Origin of the sequence: Amycolatopsis sp. NPDC101161 (assembly GCF_044768185.1) — a bacterium.
In the GTDB taxonomy this organism is placed as follows: domain Bacteria; phylum Actinomycetota; class Actinomycetes; order Mycobacteriales; family Pseudonocardiaceae; genus Amycolatopsis.
Map to the genome: position 1 here is coordinate 2,093,052 of NZ_JBIWPI010000002.1, position 17,896 is coordinate 2,110,947.

Consider the following 17,896-nt stretch of genomic DNA (forward strand, 5'->3'; position numbering starts at 1 on the left):
TTCCCTTGCGGGCTTGTGGGGGTGCGCTCGTCGAATTCGAAACGGAGTCCGAGCTGCACCGAGGGGGAAGGAACTTCTTGCGGGCGCAACAAAGCGCACCGCCGTGTCACGGGTATCGCGCGGACGCAGGAGCCGTCAGATGAAGACGGACTTGGGCGCGTCAGCGACCCGTGAAGGGAGGTGTTCAGTCAGGAGTGACGCCGGGCTGCTCGCCCGGGGTGCGCATCGCGGTGCGCAGGCCGGCGCGGCTCATGGCCGCGACGGCGGAGTCGACGGCTTGGGTCGTCCAGAAGGGGACGCCGAAGTTGAGGCCGTCGAGGTGACCACCGGGGGCAGTGCTGCCACCCGGGGCGGTGGGGACGGACGGTGCGACCGGAAGCTGCACCGGGGCCAGCGGCGACGGCAGGTCGCGGTGGGAATCACGGGACTCGCCCGCGGCAGCGGTGCCGTTGTCGTGCTGGAAACCCGTCGGCATCGCGAGCGGGGCTCGCAACGCGGCGGGGAGTTCGACGGTCGAGACGGCGACCGGATCCGTGGCCTGGCCGATGCCCGTGGTCACCGGCGCCTGCTCGACCGGGGAGAGCCCCGGGAGCGACGGAACCAGGTCACCGTGGCCGGCCGGGTCCAGCAGCTGCAGGACGTCGTGGGCCGGCTCGGGGGTGAAGGTCTGCTCGAGGACCTGGCGGGTGTCCTGCGGCTGGCGGACGATGTGCTCGACCGCGCCGAGGGTGCGGTGCGCCGGGCTCACGACGGCGTCGTCGGCGAGGTCCGAAACCGAGTCGCCGACGCGGTCGGAGACCTCGTGCCCGAGGACGCGGGCGCACGGCGCGCTCCACGTCGTGACGCCCTGGTGGCAGCTCGTGCCGGCGACGTCGCCGGTCGCGTCCGCGGCGCCGTCGTTGACGTCGTTGACGCTGCCGGTCGCGGCCTCGGTGACCGGGGCGACGGAGGAGGTGCCCACCTCGACGGTGTCCGCGGAGGCGGTCGCACCGGAGACGAGCCACGCGGCGGCGGTACCGGCCACGGCACCGCCGAGCACCAGCAGCGCACGCGACACGAAGCGGCCGGCGCGCTTGGCGCCCTGCCCCTCGTTCGTCGCGTGGTCGGCCACTGGTGCGTCTCCTTCGAAACCGGGTGCTCGACGGCGATTGCCGTTGCGGAAGCGACCTAACCAAATCCGCGACACCGCTCGCATCCTCGACACGACTTGATGCCCCCATCGTGTGAAGAACACAGCGTGCAATCGGGTCTGACACGGGGTGATCGTTCCTGGCAGCCGAGCGTGTCGGACTCGGCCCGCGGAAAGCGGCCGAATCGGGCGCCGTTGCCAGTACGGTGATCCGGTGAGCCACGCGCGACGCGAAGACCCGTTCCTGCCGGAGCACGAGGACATCACCGGGCTGATCCCCCGGGGCCTGCGCATCAGCGCCGCGCTGGCGTGGCGGTTCATCGTCGTGATCGCCGCGCTGTACGCGGTGGTCTGGGTGATCGGCTACCTGTCCGTCGTCATCATCCCGCTGTCCATCGCGCTGCTGCTGTCCGCGCTGCTCGCGCCCGCGGTGCAGAAACTGGTGGCGGTGAGGTTCCCGCGCGGGCTCGCGACGGCGATCGTGCTGGTCGCCGGGCTGGCGGTGCTCGGCGGGCTGCTGACGTTCGTCATCACGCAGTTCTCCTCCGGCCTGCCGCAGCTGCAGAAGCAGCTCAACGACAGCCTCAACCAGATCAAGGAGTGGCTGCTCAACGGGCCGCCGCACCTGCGCCAGGAGCAGATCCAGGACTTCATCAACCAGGCGATCGGGTTCATCCAGAACAACCAGGCGTCGATCACGACGACCGCGCTGACGACGGCGAGCACCGTCGGCGAGATCCTCACCGGCTTCCTGCTGACGCTGTTCATCACGATCTTCTTCCTCAGCGGCGGCGACGGCATCTGGACGTTCCTGGTCCGCGCGGTGCCCCGGCGGGTCCGCAACCGCGTCGACGTCGCCGGGCGCCGCGGCTTCGCGTCGCTGGTCAGCTACGTGCGGGCGACGGCCGCGGTCGCGGTGGTCGACGCGGTCGGCATCGGCGTCGGCCTGTGGATCGTCGGCGTGCCGCTGGTGATCCCGCTGGCGACGCTGGTGTTCATCGGCGCGTTCATCCCGATCATCGGCGCGGTCATCACCGGCGGCGTCGCGGTGCTGATCGCGCTGGTGACGAACGGGTTCATCGGCGCGGTGATCGTGCTGGCCATCGTGATCGGCGTGATGCAGCTGGAGAGCCACATCCTGCAGCCGCTGCTGCTCGGGCGGGCGGTGAAGCTGCACCCGCTGGCCGTGGTGCTGGCCATCACCGCCGGCCTGGTCGCGGGCGGGATCGCCGGCGCGCTGCTGGCCGTGCCGCTGCTGGCGGTGCTCAACGCCGGCGTCCGGTCGCTGCTGCACGAGACCAACCCGGACCCGGCCGAGGTGGACGTCCTGAAGGACCAGGCCGCGCAGCCGAACGACGCCGAACCCGGGGGGCCGAAAGCCGAAATCGCGACGGTCGGCGAGGCCGAAGCCGGGTCGTCGACGGCCGAGCCGCCGAAGCGCAACGACAAGCCGTGACCACCCGGCGGTCACCGGACCCGATCACGCCGATGTGGCGTGGCGTGCTCGCGTTCCGCGTGCTCACCTGGGCGTTCGCCTGCGCCACCGTGATCGTCCAGAGCGGGCACTACAAACGCGAGTGGCTGGCCTGGACGATCCTCGGCGTGATGGCCGGGTGGTCGGTGGTGAGCAGCTTCCTCTACCTGCGCGAGCGGACGCGGCCGCCGGCGCTGGTCGTCTTCGACCTCGTGCTGACGACCGCGCTGCTGCTGACTTCGCCGTGGGTGCTGAGCGACGCGCAGTTCGCGCTGAACGTCCCGCTCATCACGACGGTGTGGGCGGCCGTGCCGCCGGTTGCCGCGGGCGCGCGCTTCGGCGCGGGCGGCGGGGTGCTGGCCGGGCTGGTCGTCGGCGTGGCGACCGGGCTGGCCCGGGACAAGTTCGACCTCGACGTCGCCCGCGACGGTGTCCTGCTGGCCGCGGCCGGGCTGCTGGTCGGCATGGCCGCGACGATGGGCCGACGGTCCGCGGCGCGGCTGGAGCAGGCGCTGCGGAAGGAAGCGGCGACGGCCGAGCGGGAGCGGCTGGCGCGGTCGATCCACGACAGCGTGCTGCAGGTGCTGGCCCGCGTCCGCAAGCGCGGCAACGAGGTCGGCGGCGAAGCGGCCGAGCTGGCCAAGCTGGCCGGCGAGCAGGAGATCGCGCTGCGGTCGCTGGTGACGACCGAACCGCTGACGCCGAACGACCGCGGCACGGCGAGCCTGCGCACCGCGTTGCAGCTGCTCGCGACGTCGTCGGTGCAGGTCTCGACCCCGGCGGACGACGTCGAGCTGCCGGCCCACGTCACCGACGAACTGGTGGCCATCACCCGCGAAGCGCTGTCGAACGTCGAGAAGCACGCGGGTCCCGACGCGCGGGCTTGGGTGTTGCTGGAGGATCTCGGCGGCGAGGTCGTGGTCAGCGTCCGCGACGACGGACCGGGCATTCCGGACGGCGTTCTCGAGCGAGCGGCCGCGGACGGGCACCTCGGCGTGGTGGAATCCATCCGGGGGAGGGTCCGCGACCTCGGTGGGAGCGCGACCCTCGACACCGGGCCCGGCCGGGGCACGGAGTGGGAGGTCAGGGTGCCGAGCACGAGGGGTGCGAGATGAGCGACGAGCCGCGGATCTCCGTGATGGTGGTCGACGACCACCCGATCTGGCGCGACGGGGTGGCCCGCGACCTCACCGAGCACGGCTTCGACGTGAAGGCGACCGCGCCGGACGCCGACGCCGCGCTGCGCATCGCGCGGACCGTCCAGCCGGACGTCGTGCTGATGGACTTGAACCTGGGCAGCACGTCCGGGGTGGACGCGACCCGCGAGATCACCTCGGCGCTGCCGTCGACGAAGGTGCTGGTGCTGTCGGCGAGCGGCGAGCACAAGGACGTCCTGGAAGCGGTGAAGGCCGGCGCGTCCGGCTACCTGGTGAAGTCGGCTTCGGCGGCGGAGCTGGTGGACGCCGTGCACCGGACCGCGGCGGGCGACCCGGTGTTCACCGCGGGCCTGGCCGGGCTGGTGCTCGGCGAGTACCGGCGGATGGCCGACGCGCCGGCGGAAGGCGCCGAGCCGCCGCGGCTGACCGAGCGCGAGACCGACGTCCTGCGCCTGGTCGCGAAGGGGCTGACCGCGCGGCAGATCGCCGAGCGGCTCGTGCTGTCGCACCGGACGGTGGAGAACCACGTGCAGTCGACGCTGCGGAAGCTGCAGCTGCACAACCGCGTCGAGCTCGCCCGGTACGCGATCGAGCACGGCCTCGACGAGGAGTAACTAAAGGCAGAACGACGAAGCCGGACCAGGTGCTCGTCGGCAGCGCGGCCTTGCCGAGGCGCCACTGGGGCTCGCCCGGGTGCCAGGCGGCGAGGACGCCGTCGGCCAGCACGAGGTCACCGGCGTCGGACCAGTCGAACCCGCCGCCGCGCTTGAGGTGCTCGGTGATGAACGGCATGGCCGCGACGTGCTCCCAGTTGGGCGTGTCCGGGTGCAGCAGCCAGAGGTCGCGGGTCTGCGTGCTGGTGCTGCGGTAGGCGGGGTCGGCGAAGTCGACGGCCCAGACGCCGCCGTCCGGTGACGGGACGACGGTGGGCGTCCGCGCGATCACCGGCCGGCTGAGCTGCTGGTGGCGGTTGTTCCGCAGGTCGACGAGGGTGAGCTCGGTCAGGCCGTCGAGGAGCAGCCAATCGCCCGCGACGCCGAGGATGCGCGGCGCCTGCTGGACCGTGCGGCCGGTGTCGGGGTCGATCAGGGCGTCCGTCGAGGAGGCGTTGCCGGAGTCGATGGTGATCAGCAGGCCGTGCGGCGTCCCGGCGCGGACCTCGGTGCGGCAGCTGGCGGGCTGGCCGTGGCCGAGCTCGGGGCCGGAGAGCGAGACGCGCTGCAGCCGGCACGCGTCGGGCGCGTCCGGCCGGATGACCCACACGCTCTCGCCGTCGACGGCGGGCGCCACCGACCAGGCGTGGCCGAGCGAGCGCGGCGGGCTCGCCGGACCGGTGTAGGCGAAGGCCTCGAGCGGGTCGTTCGTGCCGGTCGGATGGGCGAGCAAGACCGCGGACTTCCCGACCCGCAGGACGCTCATCCCGACGTCGCCCGCGGGATAGCCGGGCGGGGTGGCGACGGGTCCGCGGTCGGCGTCGAACAGGGTCGGGCCGGTGGTGGGGAGCAGGGCCGTGACGCCGATGCCGCCGGTCGCCGGGCCGCCGGCGAGCCCCTCGGGCAGGGTCGGCGGGGCGGTCGGCGTCGTGCTCGTGGCCGGTGGCGGCGGCGGTGCCGGCGCTTCGGCGGTGCACCCGGACAGCAGGATCAGCGCCACGCCGAGGGCGGCGGCGCGGAATACGGGTCCGTTCAGGGTTTTCCCCCGATCTCCCTGGTGAAATCCGGTTCTACCATCGTGGGCATGGGCGAGGAAGAGACCAGGGCGGCGGAACCGGTGACCGAAACCAAGCCGTTGAGCGAGCGCGATCTCCGGGTGTCCGACGACGAGCGCGAGCACGTCGTCGGGGTGCTGCAGAAGGCCATCGGCCGCGGGATGATCGACCTCGACGAGTTCACCGAGCGCACCGACCGCGCGCTGGCGTCCCGGACCCGCGGCGAGCTGAACGCCGTGCTGGCCGACCTCGCCGGGCTCTACCACCCGGCGGCGGCGATGGCCGCGGCGCCGTCGTACGCGGCGCAGCCCCCGAGCTTCGCGCCCGGCCGGCGGTTCGAGCTCAACGCGAAGTACTCGTCGCTGGTCCGCAGCGGGCCGTGGGTGGTGCCGCCGGAGATGGTCGTGCGGAACAAGTACGGCTCGACGAAGCTCGACTTCACCGAGGCCCAGGTCCAGTCGCCGGTGGTGCACATCGAGCTGGACGCCAAGTGGGGGTCGGTCGAGGTGATCATCCCGGAGCACGCCGCGGTCGACGTCAACTCGATCACCGACGTCAAGTTCGGCTCGCTCGAGGACAAGACCCGCAGCAACGGGCACATGGGGAACCCGCGGTTCGTGCTGAGCGGCCGGGTCCACGGCGGCTCGCTGGTCATCCGGCACCCGCGGCGCGGGTTGTTCGGCTAGCCGGGGCCCCTCTGCCCCCGGCGTCAAGGAGGCCTCCCCACCCAGGCATCGGGTGGGGAGGCCTTCGCGCTGTTCAGGCGGTCCGCAGGTTCCGCGCGACGAACCAGACGAGGGCGGCGAACGCGACGGCGGCGAGCCCGGCGACGACGTGCAGGCCGGCGGGGAAGCCGTACGCGCGGACGACGGCGTTGCCCAGCGTCCCGACGGTCGCGATGCCGAGGGCGTAACCGAACTCGTTGACGGTCTGCGCCAGCGACGCGGCGGCACCGGCCTTGCGCTCCGGAACCGAGCCGACGACGAGATCGGTCCCGAGCGCGACCATCGGCCCGACGCCCAGCGACGTCACGGCGAACCCGAGCGCGGGCCACACCGGCCCGGCGGCGGCATCGGCGAGCGCGAGGATCGTCATGCCGGCCGCGGCGAGGGCGACCCCGCCGGCGATGAGGACGTTCGGCTTCACGTGCCGGGCGAGGTGGGGCGCGGCCAGGAAGCTGACGGTGGAGGCGGCCATCCCGGGCAGCAGCCCGAGCGCGGCCCCGACCGGCGAGAGGTGCTGCGCGATCTGCAGGAACTGCGCGGTGAACAGCATCGTGGTGCCGCCGAGCATGCTGAACAGGAGCATCCCGCCGAGCGTGGTGCGGAAGGCCTTCGCGGCGAAGAGGCTGAAGTCGACGAGGGGGTCCTTCAGAGTCCGTTGCCGCTGGTAGAAGACGTAACCGACGGCCAGGCCGGCGATCAGCGCCGCGGCCGGAACCGGGTGGAAGCCGTCGCGGGCGAGCTCCTTGACGCCGTAGACGGCGGGCAGGATGGCGGCGAGCGAGAGGGCGACGCTGGGGAGGTCGAGCCGGCCGGCCTGCGCGTCGCGGTATTCGGGCAGCAGCTTCGGGCCGATGACCAGGAGCACGACCATCGCGGGGACGCCGAGCAGGAAGACGGAGCCCCACCAGAAGTGCTCGAGCAGCAGGCCGCCGACCATCGGCCCGATGATCGCGCCGACGGTGAAGCAGCCGGCCCAGATCCCGATGGCCTGCGCGCGCTGCTGCGGGTTCTTGAAGAGGGTCCCGATGAGGGAGAGGGTCGAGGGGCCGAGGGTGGCGCCGGAGATCCCGAGCACGGCCCGCGCGGCGATGAGCATCCCGGCGCTGGTGGCGAAGGCGGCGCCGACGGAGGCGAGCCCGAAGGCGGCGGCCCCGATGAGCAGCAGCTTCCGCCGCCCGATCCGGTCGCCGAGGGTCCCCATGGTGACCATGAACCCGGCGACCATGAAGCCGTAGGTGTCCATGATCCACAGCTGCTGGGTCCCGTCGGCGTGCAGGTCGGCGGCGATCTTCGGCAGCGCGAGGACGAGGACGAAGACGTCGAGCGAGACGAGCAGGGTGGGCAGGGCCAGCACGGCCAGCCCGACCCACTCCCGGCGCCCGGCCCTCGCCGTCCCGGCCGGGGCTCCGCTCGGGGCTCCGGCCGGCGTTTCGGCGGTGATGGTCATGGCTGCGTCCTCTCGGCTCGGTGGTGCTTCCACCACTCCGTCGAGCGGGCCGGGCCGAAATCGACAGCGCCCCGGATTTTCCCCGGAAAGCCGTGAAGGCCGCCTCGCGGTCGAGGCGGCCTTCACGGGGTTGTGTCAGGTTGTCCACACCCCTCGTGCATTGGGGACAACTCCGCGCATCCAGGTTCGCACAATCCAGCACTGTCGGTCACAGCCGATAGACTGAAAGTGGGGGGGCGCCCCCGGGGATAGGTCAGGAAGTTCGCTCAGGGGCGAGCCGCCGCGCGGGCCGCGGCCGGGTCCGACGTCGCCAGCGCCGCTTCTGCCAGTGACTCGCACTCCGCGAGCGTCGCCGACGCCAAGCTCGCGCCCACCGAACGGACCGCCGGGGCGTTCATCGACAGGCTCGTCAGACCCAAGCCCGTCAGGACCAGCGCCAGCCGCGGGTCCGCCGCCGCTTCGCCGCACACGCCGGCCGGCTTGCCCGTCGACTTGGCCGCGTCGCCGATCAGCTTCAGCAGGCGCAGGAGCCCCGGCTGCCACGGGTCGTTGAGCTTCGCGACCGCGCCGAGCTGGCGGTCCGCCGCGAACGTGTACTGGGCCAGGTCGTTCGTGCCGACCGAGACGAAGTCGACGACGTCGAGGATCTCGCGGGCGCTCAGCGCCGCCGCCGGGATCTCGATCATCACGCCCGCCCGGGCGATGCCCGCCGCGCGGACGCGCTCGGCGAACCAGGCGGCTTCCTCGACCGTCGCGACCATCGGGGCCATCACCGAAACCTCGGCGCCGGAGTCCTCCGCCGCGCCGGCGATCGCCTCGAGCTGGCGGTCCAGCACCTCGGGGCGGTCGAACGCCACGCGCAGCCCGCGCACGCCGAGCGCCGGGTTCGGCTCGGCCTCCGGCGAGAGGAAGGCCAGCGGCTTGTCGGCGCCCGCGTCCAGGGTCCGCACGATCACCGGCTTGCCGCGGAACGGCGAGAGCACCGCCGTGTACGCGGCGCGCTGCTCGGCGACCGACGGCTCGTCGGAGGCGTCCAGGTAGCAGAACTCGGTCCGGAAAAGACCCACGCCCTCGGCGCCCGCGTCGGCCGCGGCCTGCGCATCGGCTGGGGAGCCGACGTTGCCGTAGACCTTCACGCGGTGGCCGTCGGACGTCGCGCCCGTGCCGTTCCAGTCGGCGAGCTGCGCGACCGTCGCGGTGACGACCGGCGCCGACGGGTCGGCGACCTCGACCGTCCCCGCGTCGCCGTCGACCGCAAGCGCTTGCGCGTCCAGGGCCAGCAGGCCCCGCACCGCGACGACGGCCGGGATGCCCAGCGCTCGCGCCAGGATGGCGGTGTGGCTCGTCGGGCCGCCCTCTTCGGTGACCAGGGCGAGCACCTTCGCGGGGTCGAGGCCCGCGGTGTCGGCCGGGGCGAGGTCGCGCGCGACCAGCACGCTCGGCGACGCCAGCTCGGGCACCCCCGGCGGCGCGATGCCGAGCAGCTCGGCGATCAGCCGGTCGCGCACGTCGCGCACGTCGCGGACGCGCTCGGCCATGTACCCGCCCGCGGCGGCCAGCGCTTCGGCGAAGCCTTCCGCGGCCTGGTAGACGGCACGTGCGGCGGGCAGCCCCTGCGTCTGGACCAGCTGCTGCGCCTGCGACGCCAGCGCCGGGTCCGCGGCCATCGCGGCCGTAGTAATGAGGATCGTGGCGGCCTCGCCGGTGGCGGTCTCGGCCTGCTTTTCCAGCCGCCCGGCGACGACGGCGGCCGCGGGCGCGATCCGCGCGGCTTCGGCGGCGGGATCGGCGGGGGCCGGCGTGGCGGCGGGCTCGCCGAGCGGCTCCGCGACGCGGACGACGGGACCACTGGCACGGCCGGGGCTGACGGCGACCCCGGACAGAGTCTCAGACATGGTCTAGACCATAGCTCAAGTAGGTCTGGATATCTCGTGGTGGCGGGCACAAGCCTCGCTGACGCACCTGTTCGAGCACCGGCCGGACCTCCTCGTGCCACCAGGCTTCGGCCAGTTCGTCGCGGCTGGACACCGGCCGTCCGGCCAGCATACGGCGGAAACCCCAGGCCTCGGCCGAGTCGGCGAGCCGGAACCAGTCGGCCGGGTCGTCGAGCCAGAGCCCGAGCCGGACGTCGTCCGGCAGGGGGGACGCGCTCGAGGAACATCCGCTCGGCGGTCTTCGACGGCAGGTCGGCGAGCGTCAGGCACCGCAGCGCGCAGGCGACCGTGCTGATCCAGCGGACCCGCGCGCGGATGGTCGTGGCGCCGCGGGCGCGGGCGATGGCGACGCGGTGGTGACCGTCGTCGACGAAGAACATGTCGGAGAGGCGCACGAGCCGGACCGGCGGGAGGTCGGCGGTCGTGCGCGTCAGCCGGTCCCAGCGATCGCGCAGCGCGCGGTTGCGCGGCCGGAACTCGCGGTCGAAGTCGCCGGCGCGGGCGACCGTGCCGACGATGCCCTCCAACGGGACGTCGTAGACGCCTTCGTCGACCTCGGTCTGCTTGCCGAGCGCCTGCAGGGTCTCCCCGAGCGGCATGATCGCGAGGTCGTCGGGCCGCCGCGCTTCCGCGATCGCCCTCAGCTGTGCGGCGTAGCCGCGCCACCAGGCCGAACCGAACGAATCGCCCATGTGTCGTACAACACGGGCCGCCGGGAGGTCATTCCGCCAGGTCGGCGGCGGTCGGGTAGGACGGCTGCGCCCCGGCCCGCGTGACGCTGAAGGCCGCGACGCGCACCGCGCGCTTCGCCGCGGAGACGAGGTCCGCGCCGTCGGCGAGCGACGCGGCGAGCGCGCCCGCGAAGGCGTCCCCGGCGCCGGTGGTGTCGACGGCCTCGACTTCCGGCGACGCGACCTCGGTGGTGCCGTGGGCCTCGACGACGACCGCGCCGGCCGCCCCGAGCGTGACGACGGCGGCCCGCGGCCCGAGGCCGAGGAGCTTCCGGAAGTCCGCGCCGGGCCCGGTCAGCCAGGCGGCTTCGTGTTCGTTGACGAGCAGGACGTCGAGCTTCGCGAGCGTTTCGGGGGAGAGCTCGGCCGCCGGCGACAGGTTCAGCAGGACTTTGACGCCCTTTTCGGCGGCCCGCGCGACGGCGTGTTCGACGGTCGGCAGCGGCACCTCGAGCGACGCGACCATGATCTCGACCCCGTCGAAGACGGCGTCGACGTCCGCGGGCTCCAGGCTCGAGTTGGCGCCGGGCGAGACGAGGATCGAGTTCTCGCCGTCCGGGGTGACCGTGATGTAGGCGATGCCGGTCGGCCGCTCACTGGTCCGGACCAGCCCGGTGTCGACGCCCGCGGCCCGCAGCGAGTCGAGCAGCAGCCGGCCGTAGGGATCGTCGCCGACGGCCCCGAGGAGCGCGACGTCCGCCCCGAGCCGCCCCGCCGCGACCGCCGTGTTGGCCCCCTTGCCGCCCGGCGAGAGCACGGTGTCGCCGCCCAGCACGGTCTCGCCACCCGCCGGCCGCCGCTCGACGGCGACGACGAGGTCGGCGTTGGCGGATCCCACAACGAGTACGTCCGAGTTCATACCGCACTGTCCCACGAAAGCCGTCCGACCAGGTCGGGAAGGGTGCCGAAGAGGAAAGTGAAGGTTTTTGTAACTTATCCGGCGTTGAGTGCGACAATCATGCGAGCAGCGGATGCCCGTCACTCGATCGGGGGATGTCCGTCCCCCGGCCGTCACTTCCCGGACCGGTCCCGCTCTCCAGGTGCGTCATCACGCGAGACGTGGTGACGGTGCCCCGACCGGCGCGAGCCGGGCAGGGCCTCGAGTCGCCGGCGCCGATCACGTAGCCCCCCGAGTGATCGGCGTCGGCGGCGCCCCGCCCCCGATGGTCAACGCGACTTCGCGGGGCAGCAGCGTGGGCGCGCACTTGCAGAACTTCCGCGCCGCGGCGGGGCTCAACGCCCGCGGCAGGCGGTACCAGCCATCGCCCATGGCGAGGTCCTCGGTGTCACGGTGGCGCAGCGGGAAATCGAGGTCGGCCTGCCGGAATTCCAGGTGACCGTCTGTGAGCAGCCGCAGTTCGGCTACCTCGCGCCAGCTCAGTTCGAGCTTCCGGTAGTAGGTCTTCCACCGGAAACCCACGTTCGAAAGCCGCAAGTCGGCTCGGCGCTCGCGCTTGCGGCTGTTGAACTCGAAGGAGTGCACGACGCAGTCGAGCACGATGACGGCGCCCAGCACGATCCGGAAGACGGTGTGCAGGAAGCCGGACGGCCCGAACTCGGCCGCCACGAATGCCCCGATGCCGAGCATGGCCATGGCGAAGTCGAAGAGCCACACCTTGCGGCGGTCCCAGCCGTCGACGTGGATGCTCACGTGGTCCAGTTCGGGCACGGTCGCCGGCGCGGAGACGGCTGCCGGCGCCGACCGGGGCGCGGGTTCGCGCACCACCGGGGTGACCGGCCGTTCGGAAACTCTGGCGTACTTCCCGGCGATCTCGCGGACGCGGCCGGCTTCGGTGGCCGACAGCGTGATCCAGGGAACCAGGAAAGCGTCGCCGGACACCGGGGTGAGTCCTCGGTGGCGCTCCGCGAACCCGGCATCGGCCGGTTCGAGAACGACCTGGAAGAAGTCTTCCCGGCGCGGCTCGGCCGGAAGGGCGACGGCCACCAGTTCGTCCCAGCGGGCCGCCCAGACGACTCCGCCGACGATGCGCGAGATGCCCGATGCGTCGAAAACCAGTTCGTTGACGACGGGTTCGAGCAGCGACCGGAAGACCAGGATCAGCCCGAGCAGCACGAACCCTCCGCCGAAGATGCTGCCCATCAGTCGCGGGCCCTCCTGGGTCGACGACCAGCCCAGCCAGACGGCGCCGGCGCCGATGGCGAGGAAGATCCCCGCCTGGATCCAGTGGGGTCCGTCCGTCCGCGACACGACAACGCGGTCGCTGTCCGGCGCGGTCATTCGATCGACCCCGAAATCCGCTGCGAACCCGGCTGTTCGAACACCGGCGGTTGGACAGTCGTCTGCTTCTCCGTCGACTCGTCGTCGTCGCCGTTCACCCAGTCGTCGACCCCTTCGGCCTTCTTCTTCCGGGACTCCTTGCGCCACTCCTTCTTGGCGTCGTCCCAGAGGTCCTTGCGGAAGTCCTCCCCGAACTTCTCGCCGAACTCCTTCCGGGTGTCGTTCCGGATTTCCGTGCCGACGGCCTTGAGGTTCTCGCCGAGCGACTTGTCCGAAGAGACGGTGTCCTTCAGCTTCTTCCGAACAGGACGTTCATCGCGGACCTTCTCGAGGAACGTCCTGGTGTCGCGCGGTTCGTTCTTGATCAGCCCGCCGACCTTCTTCAGCGGGCCGGGCAGGTTTTCCGCGCCCCGCTTCAGCGCGCCCTTGACCCGCCGGAAGATGTCGCCGATGCGGTGGAACAACTCCTGGGCTCTCTTGAAGGCCCTCAGCAGCTTCTTGATCCACCCCATGCACTCGGTGCCGGTCTTGACGGCTTCGGCGGTGCCCTCGGTGGCCATGCCCACCGGCAGCGCCGGACCGACGTACCGGCAGGCGATGCTGATGAGTTTGCCGACGCATTCGGAGATCAGGTCGCGGACGATCGAGCGGACGACGCTCAGGATCGTCTTGCAGATGTCGACCAGTTTCGAAATCGCGTTGGCTCCCGTCGCGACCCCCGCGTACGTCGCCGCGCGATCTTCGGCGAAGGCGCGATAGGCGTCCGCCGAGGCGCCTTCCCAAGCCGCGCTGTCCTTTTTGACGGTGTCCTGGAGGTCGGTGCTGATCTTCTCCAGCTCCTTGCCGACGTTCTCCCAGGTCCCGACCATGTTCTCCAGGGCGACCTGGTCACCGGTCAGCCAGTCGAGCGGTTCCCGTAGCCACGGGAAGAACTCCATCGCCCACCCGACCGCGGCCGAGGCGAGGGTGCCGATCGGGTCTGCGACGAGTTCCGCGATGCCGCCGGCACCGAATGCGGCGTTCACCAGGCCCTCGGTCCAGTTGCCGTCGGCGACGGCGGTGCCCGCGTCCCAGAAGTCCTGGAGAAGTCCGGCGCCCTCGAGCGCGCTGCGGTCGTCCGCCGCGTCCGTTTTGATCAACGGGTTGTCAGCCACGGCTCAGTCCTCCACCTTGAACAGGTCCTTGAACTCCGTCTCGTCGGCTTCCTTCATCTGCTGCCAGAGCTGGATGCGGGTCGAGTGGTCGTACGACGACGTCGACGCGGATTCGATCGCGATCTCCGCCACCTGCTGCGCGATCGCGCAGATCGCCGCGAGCGGGATGCCGAGCAGGCCGAACGCTTCGGGGTGCTCGGTCGATTGGGCGGCTTCCTTGCACTTGTCGATCCGGTCGGTGATCGCCTCGATGTTCTCGCGGTGTTTCTGCAGCTCCTGCGGGTCGACCGCGAAGCCCGGGCCGCCTGGTCCGGCCATGGTTCCCCTCCCTCGCCCGCGCGTCAGCGCAGGTAGTCGCCGTCGCTGAAGTAGTCGTCGTCGCGGCCGTCGTCGGACGACGGGCGCGGCGCGCGCGGCGGCTCCGGTGGTTTCGGCGCCGGGGGCAGCTGCCGCTCCTCTTCCGGCACGAACCGGTCGCCCTCGTCGCGAGGCGAGGCCGGCGGCGGGGTGAAGCCTTCCGGTTCGGGTGCCGGGAAAGCCTGCTCGAGGCGGCTGACCAGCTGGTTCATCACTTCAGGCCCGACCGGATCGGTGACCCCGGCCCGCATCGCCCCGGCGAGCTTGCTCTGCGCGGCCTTGACGGTGCGGAGGATTTCCTCGGCGAGGTCCGGCTTGTCCCGCACGCTCGGGCCGATCTCCAGGCCGACGAGGTTGCCGGCGTGGTCGACCTTCACGCCGATCTGGCCGTCCTTGCTGCGCTCGGAAACCGAGACCGCTTCGATCTCGCTGACCATCAGATCAGCTTTCCGCTGGGACTCCGCCATCCGGGTCTCGAAGTCCGCGATCAGCTGCTCAGGGTTCGACACGCGAACCTCCCCGTTCACGTCAGTAGCCGTACGGCGACCGAGTGTGGCACACCGGCCCGACAGTTTCGGCGGAGTTCCGGTTTTCCCCACCCCGAGCGATTCTTCGCACAGCCGGTAACCGGTGGGGTATCGTCCGTGACGCAAGAGGGGAGATCGAACGCGAGGGGAGCGCGGTTCGGTGGGGTTGTTCGGCGACATGCTCGACGCTGCCAAGCACGTCGGGTCGGAGATCGCGCACGCCGTGGAATCGGGCGGCGAACGGCTTGGCAACGTCTTGACCGGCGCGGGCGTCGGCCTGCTCGCGGGCGGGCTGCCCGGCGCCGTCGCGGGGGCGTACGTCGGCTCGCAGACCGGGACCGGGGCGGCGAACCCGCAGGCTTCCGGGCTGTCACCCGGTCAGCTGGTCCAGGCCGTGATGACCGGTCCGGGCACCGAGTCACTGCAGAAGGTGCACCAGGCGGGCATCGACCAGTCGACCTACCAGCGCCAGCTCGAGAACGGCACGCGCGAACTGACGTCCGGTCTCGAGTCCGCGTGGACGGGCGGCGCGTCGGACGCGGCCCGGGAGCGGCTTCAGCCGCTGACGGCGTCGGCGACCTCGGCGTCCACGACGCTGGACCGCAACTCGACGCTGGCCCAGGCGCAGATCGACCAGTTCCACCAGATGAAGAACTCGCTGCACCCGGACGTCACCGACCAGCCGCCGACGCGCAGCGCCTGGGACGTCGTGACACCGTGGGACACCGACACCGAAGACAAGATCAACCAGTACAACCGGAAGGCCCAGGAGAACGTCGAGCGGTACAACGCGTATTCGCAGCAGTCCAGCTCGAACACCGCGGCCCGGACGATCGACTACGGCCAGCTCGGCGCGTACGACGGCGGCGACTTCACGGTGAAGGACCCGAAGAAGCCGGTCGAGCCGCCGGCCAAGAAGCGGACCGGTGGCGACGACGACCGGTCGATCGGCGCCCAGGTCCAGCCGCCGCCGGCGGTCCACCCGCCGGTCGTGCAGCCACCACCGCCGGGCCAGGTGACGCCGCCCGGACAGGTGACCCCGCCGGGGCAAGTGACCCCGCCTGGGCAGGTCACGCCGCACCCGCCGGGCGTGGACGACAGCGTCCGCGCGCAGAGTTACGTGCCGCCGTCGACGCAGTTCCCGCCGGGCTACCAGCCACCAGGCACGGGACCGGGCGGCTTCGGCCCCGGCTCGGGTCCCGGAGGCGGCGGGTTCGGTCCCGGCTTCGGCCCTGGTGGCGGCTTCGGGCCGGGCTCGTCGTCCGGCGCGGGCAGCGGAACCGGGGCGGGATCGGGTGCACGCGGTCCTGGCGCGGCGACCGGAGCCGGCGCCCCGGGCGAAGGACGTCCCGGCGCGGCCGGCGGGGTCCGCGGCGGCGCGGCGGGCAAGCCGGGCTCGCCGGGGATGGGCGGCATGGGCCACGGCGCCAAGGGTGGCAAGGGCGAGGAGGACGCTGAGCACCAGCGCGCGTCGTACCTGGTGGAGGCGGATCCGGAGAGCATCTTCGGCGGCTCCGACGAGCGGACCGTGCCCCCGGTGATCGGGCTGTGATCTTCCTGCCCAAAGCGGCCCTGCTCACCGCGTGGGAGTGGGAGCGGCACGGCCCACCGCCCGCGGTCCTCGGCGCCGACAACCTCTGGCTCGGCGACGAGACCCGCAAGCGGCTCGAAGAGAACGTCCTCGACGTCCTGGCCTCGCTGCGCCTCGCGGCGGGCGGCACGTTGACGCGGGAGTTCCGCGACGTCCTGCGCGTCCTGGCGAAGGGGGCGCACCAGTTCACGGCGTGGCTGGGCGACATCGAAGCGAACGAGTCGGGCGCGGCGCTGGTGTCCGCCGCCGGCCCGGACGCGCTCCGGCTGATCCGCAAGGACGACACGGTCCGGATCGACGTGGTGGAACCGTCGCGGCTCGCGGAGTCCCTGGTGGACGTGCTGCCGCCGGTGCCGCCCGCGCGGATTTCGGCGGTCTCGATCCCGGAGGCGCGGTTCTCGGGCCGCGCGGTCGAGGAGTCGTACGACCTCGACGACCCGACCCTCGATCGTGGCCGGGACCCGCTGCCGTGGGCGCGCCGGCTGATGGCGGCCCGGCGGACGGGGCTGCACCAGTGCTACGCCGTGAACCGGGGGATCCGCAGCGCGCCGATCACCGCGGTGGACGTGGCCGGTACTGGGCGGGTGCTGACGTACGTGTACCCGGGGCGCGAGCGAATGGTCAGCTTCCAGCCGGGGACCCGGGCTGCGCTGACCGATGCCCTGTACGCGACCCTGAACGGGTTAGGGGGAGGACGATGACGGGCTCGTTTTTCAGCGGGATCGGCTTCTGGGCGACGGACATGCCGAGCGCGGGGCCGCCGCCCGCCGGCGGGCAGGGCTTCGCGATGAGCTCCGACGAGATGCGGGCGATGCTCAAGAAGGCCGAGGACCAGCGAAAGACGATCAACGAACAGTTGATGGCCACCGAATGGATGACCAAGGCGACCGCACCGGCCGACGAACCGGTGAGCCAAGCCGCGGTCAACGGCCCCAACGGCATCAACGAAGCCGCGAGCTACTACCGAGGTCACCTCGGATTCCAGTACGACTACTACACAGAATTGATCACCCGGATGAGACAGGCACTCGGCATCATCGAGGCTGCTGACCAGCAGGCGGCCGACTCGACCAAGACGATCAAGGGGTCGCTCGAATGAGGCAGCGAATTCTCCTGACCGCGGCGACGATCGCTGCCGGAGCGACATTGCTGACGGCTTGTACGGGCAAGGATGCGTTGACCGGCTCGCCCACGCCCGCGCCCGCGTCCACGAGCAACTCGGAACTGCCGAACAGCGGCGCGCCGAAGGTCGACAACCCGTTGCCCGCCAAGGTGCTGGACGGCAGTCCGTGCGACTCAGCAATCACCGCCGAACAGGTCAAGGGCTATCTCGGACAGTCGGATGCCCCCCAGCCGAAGGATTCGGAGCTGGGCCCCTACTGCGAATGGAGCAGTACCTCGGGAAGCGGTGCCGGCATCCTGGTCGGTTACGAGACGAAAACCGGCCAGGGAATCAGCCTCACCTACAAGAACGTGAAGCCGAAGGCAAAGCGGTGGGTCGACGACCTGGAGCCGGTTCAGGGCTATCCGGCCGTGGGTTATGTCGACGTCGGGACGGCGGACAACCGGACCTGTGTCATCACCGTCGGCGTCTCGGACGAACTCGCGTACTCGGTCTCCTTGACCCTCGGTGACAAGGCCGCCGGTGAGGGCAAGGACGCCTGCCAGCTCGGGCGTGGGGTCGCGGACACCGTGCTGACCAACCTCAAGGCGCGCGCCTGAG

General features: G+C 71.8%; 18 protein-coding genes. 10 read left to right on the forward strand and 8 right to left on the reverse strand.

From position 1 onward, the window contains the following. Positions 1–184: 184 nt before the first annotated feature. Positions 185–1,111 carry a hypothetical protein gene (locus ACIRSS_RS21370; protein ID WP_400897264.1) on the reverse strand — a complete coding sequence of 309 codons (927 nt, stop codon included), beginning with the start codon at positions 1,109–1,111 and terminating at the stop codon, positions 185–187. A 232-nt stretch (positions 1,112–1,343) separates the two neighbouring features. Here ACIRSS_RS21370 and ACIRSS_RS21375 point away from each other — a divergent pair, with 232 nt between their 5' ends. The 5 genes from ACIRSS_RS21375 (at position 1,344) to ACIRSS_RS21395 (ending at position 6,154) form a co-directional block, all read left to right on the forward strand. Beyond that, positions 1,344–2,585 carry an AI-2E family transporter gene (locus ACIRSS_RS21375; RefSeq protein ID WP_400897266.1) on the forward strand — a complete coding sequence of 414 codons (1,242 nt, stop codon included), beginning with the start codon at positions 1,344–1,346 and terminating at the stop codon, positions 2,583–2,585. Then, entirely contained in the window at positions 2,582–3,718 is a 1,137-nt protein-coding gene (gene macS, locus ACIRSS_RS21380) for a MacS family sensor histidine kinase (protein WP_400897268.1), read from the forward strand. The genes ACIRSS_RS21375 and macS overlap by 4 nt, the downstream gene beginning before the upstream one ends. Continuing rightward, entirely contained in the window at positions 3,715–4,374 is a 660-nt protein-coding gene (locus tag ACIRSS_RS21385) for a response regulator (protein ID WP_400897270.1), read from the forward strand. The genes macS and ACIRSS_RS21385 overlap by 4 nt, the downstream gene beginning before the upstream one ends. 458 nt (positions 4,375–4,832) lie before the next feature. Further along, positions 4,833–5,099, forward strand: coding sequence for a hypothetical protein (locus tag ACIRSS_RS21390; protein WP_400897272.1), 267 nt, complete (start codon positions 4,833–4,835; stop codon positions 5,097–5,099). 398 nt (positions 5,100–5,497) lie between these two features. Continuing rightward, positions 5,498–6,154, forward strand: a complete 657-nt coding sequence (locus ACIRSS_RS21395) for a DUF1707 domain-containing protein (RefSeq protein WP_400897274.1) — start codon at positions 5,498–5,500, stop codon at positions 6,152–6,154. A 73-nt stretch (positions 6,155–6,227) separates the two neighbouring features. Here the strand turns inward: ACIRSS_RS21395 and ACIRSS_RS21400 are convergent, their stop codons facing one another. Both ACIRSS_RS21400 and ptsP read right to left on the reverse strand, forming a co-directional pair. Then, entirely contained in the window at positions 6,228–7,640 is a 1,413-nt protein-coding gene (locus ACIRSS_RS21400) for an MFS transporter (RefSeq protein WP_400897276.1), read from the reverse strand. 266 nt (positions 7,641–7,906) lie between these two features. Continuing rightward, complete coding sequence (gene ptsP / locus ACIRSS_RS21405; protein WP_400897278.1) at positions 7,907–9,535, reverse strand: phosphoenolpyruvate--protein phosphotransferase; 1,629 nt, start codon at positions 9,533–9,535, stop codon at positions 7,907–7,909. Between the two features lie 395 nt (positions 9,536–9,930). Between ptsP and ACIRSS_RS21410 the strand changes: the two genes are divergently transcribed. After that, a complete protein-coding gene (locus ACIRSS_RS21410) occupies positions 9,931–10,350 on the forward strand; it encodes a hypothetical protein (protein ID WP_400897280.1) in 420 nt (139 codons plus the stop codon). Here ACIRSS_RS21410 and ACIRSS_RS21415 read toward each other — a convergent pair. The 5 genes from ACIRSS_RS21415 to ACIRSS_RS21435 all read right to left on the reverse strand — a co-directional run bounded on the left by ACIRSS_RS21415 (position 10,295) and on the right by ACIRSS_RS21435 (position 14,564). After that, complete coding sequence (locus tag ACIRSS_RS21415) at positions 10,295–11,164, reverse strand: ribokinase (RefSeq protein ID WP_400897281.1); 870 nt, start codon at positions 11,162–11,164, stop codon at positions 10,295–10,297. The genes ACIRSS_RS21410 and ACIRSS_RS21415 overlap by 56 nt on opposite strands. 258 nt (positions 11,165–11,422) lie before the next feature. Further along, a complete protein-coding gene (locus ACIRSS_RS21420) occupies positions 11,423–12,544 on the reverse strand; it encodes a hypothetical protein (protein WP_400897282.1) in 1,122 nt (373 codons plus the stop codon). Continuing rightward, positions 12,541–13,698, reverse strand: coding sequence for a WXG100 family type VII secretion target (locus ACIRSS_RS21425; RefSeq protein WP_400897283.1), 1,158 nt, complete (start codon positions 13,696–13,698; stop codon positions 12,541–12,543). The genes ACIRSS_RS21420 and ACIRSS_RS21425 overlap by 4 nt, the downstream gene beginning before the upstream one ends. Before the next feature lie 3 nt (positions 13,699–13,701). Further along, positions 13,702–14,016 carry a hypothetical protein gene (locus tag ACIRSS_RS21430; protein ID WP_400897284.1) on the reverse strand — a complete coding sequence of 105 codons (315 nt, stop codon included), beginning with the start codon at positions 14,014–14,016 and terminating at the stop codon, positions 13,702–13,704. Positions 14,017–14,039: 23 nt separating this feature from the next. Further along, the gene (locus ACIRSS_RS21435) at positions 14,040–14,564 is read right to left on the reverse strand and encodes a YbaB/EbfC family nucleoid-associated protein (protein WP_400897285.1); all 525 of its coding nucleotides are present in this window, start codon (positions 14,562–14,564) and stop codon (positions 14,040–14,042) included. Positions 14,565–14,742: 178 nt separating this feature from the next. Here ACIRSS_RS21435 and ACIRSS_RS21440 point away from each other — a divergent pair, with 178 nt between their 5' ends. From ACIRSS_RS21440 to ACIRSS_RS21455, 4 genes are read left to right on the forward strand one after another with little or no spacing between them, the layout of a single operon-like run. Beyond that, positions 14,743–16,134, forward strand: a complete 1,392-nt coding sequence (locus ACIRSS_RS21440) for a hypothetical protein (RefSeq protein ID WP_400897286.1) — start codon at positions 14,743–14,745, stop codon at positions 16,132–16,134. Beyond that, positions 16,131–16,874 (forward strand): ESX secretion-associated protein EspG, encoded by a 744-nt coding sequence (locus tag ACIRSS_RS21445; RefSeq protein ID WP_400897287.1) that lies wholly within the window; start codon positions 16,131–16,133, stop codon positions 16,872–16,874. The genes ACIRSS_RS21440 and ACIRSS_RS21445 overlap by 4 nt, the downstream gene beginning before the upstream one ends. Then, positions 16,871–17,272, forward strand: coding sequence for a hypothetical protein (locus tag ACIRSS_RS21450; RefSeq protein ID WP_400897288.1), 402 nt, complete (start codon positions 16,871–16,873; stop codon positions 17,270–17,272). The genes ACIRSS_RS21445 and ACIRSS_RS21450 overlap by 4 nt, the downstream gene beginning before the upstream one ends. Then, complete coding sequence (locus ACIRSS_RS21455) at positions 17,269–17,895, forward strand: DUF3558 domain-containing protein (protein WP_400897289.1); 627 nt, start codon at positions 17,269–17,271, stop codon at positions 17,893–17,895. Before ACIRSS_RS21450 ends, ACIRSS_RS21455 begins: the two co-directional genes overlap by 4 nt. Position 17,896 lies beyond the last annotated feature (1 nt).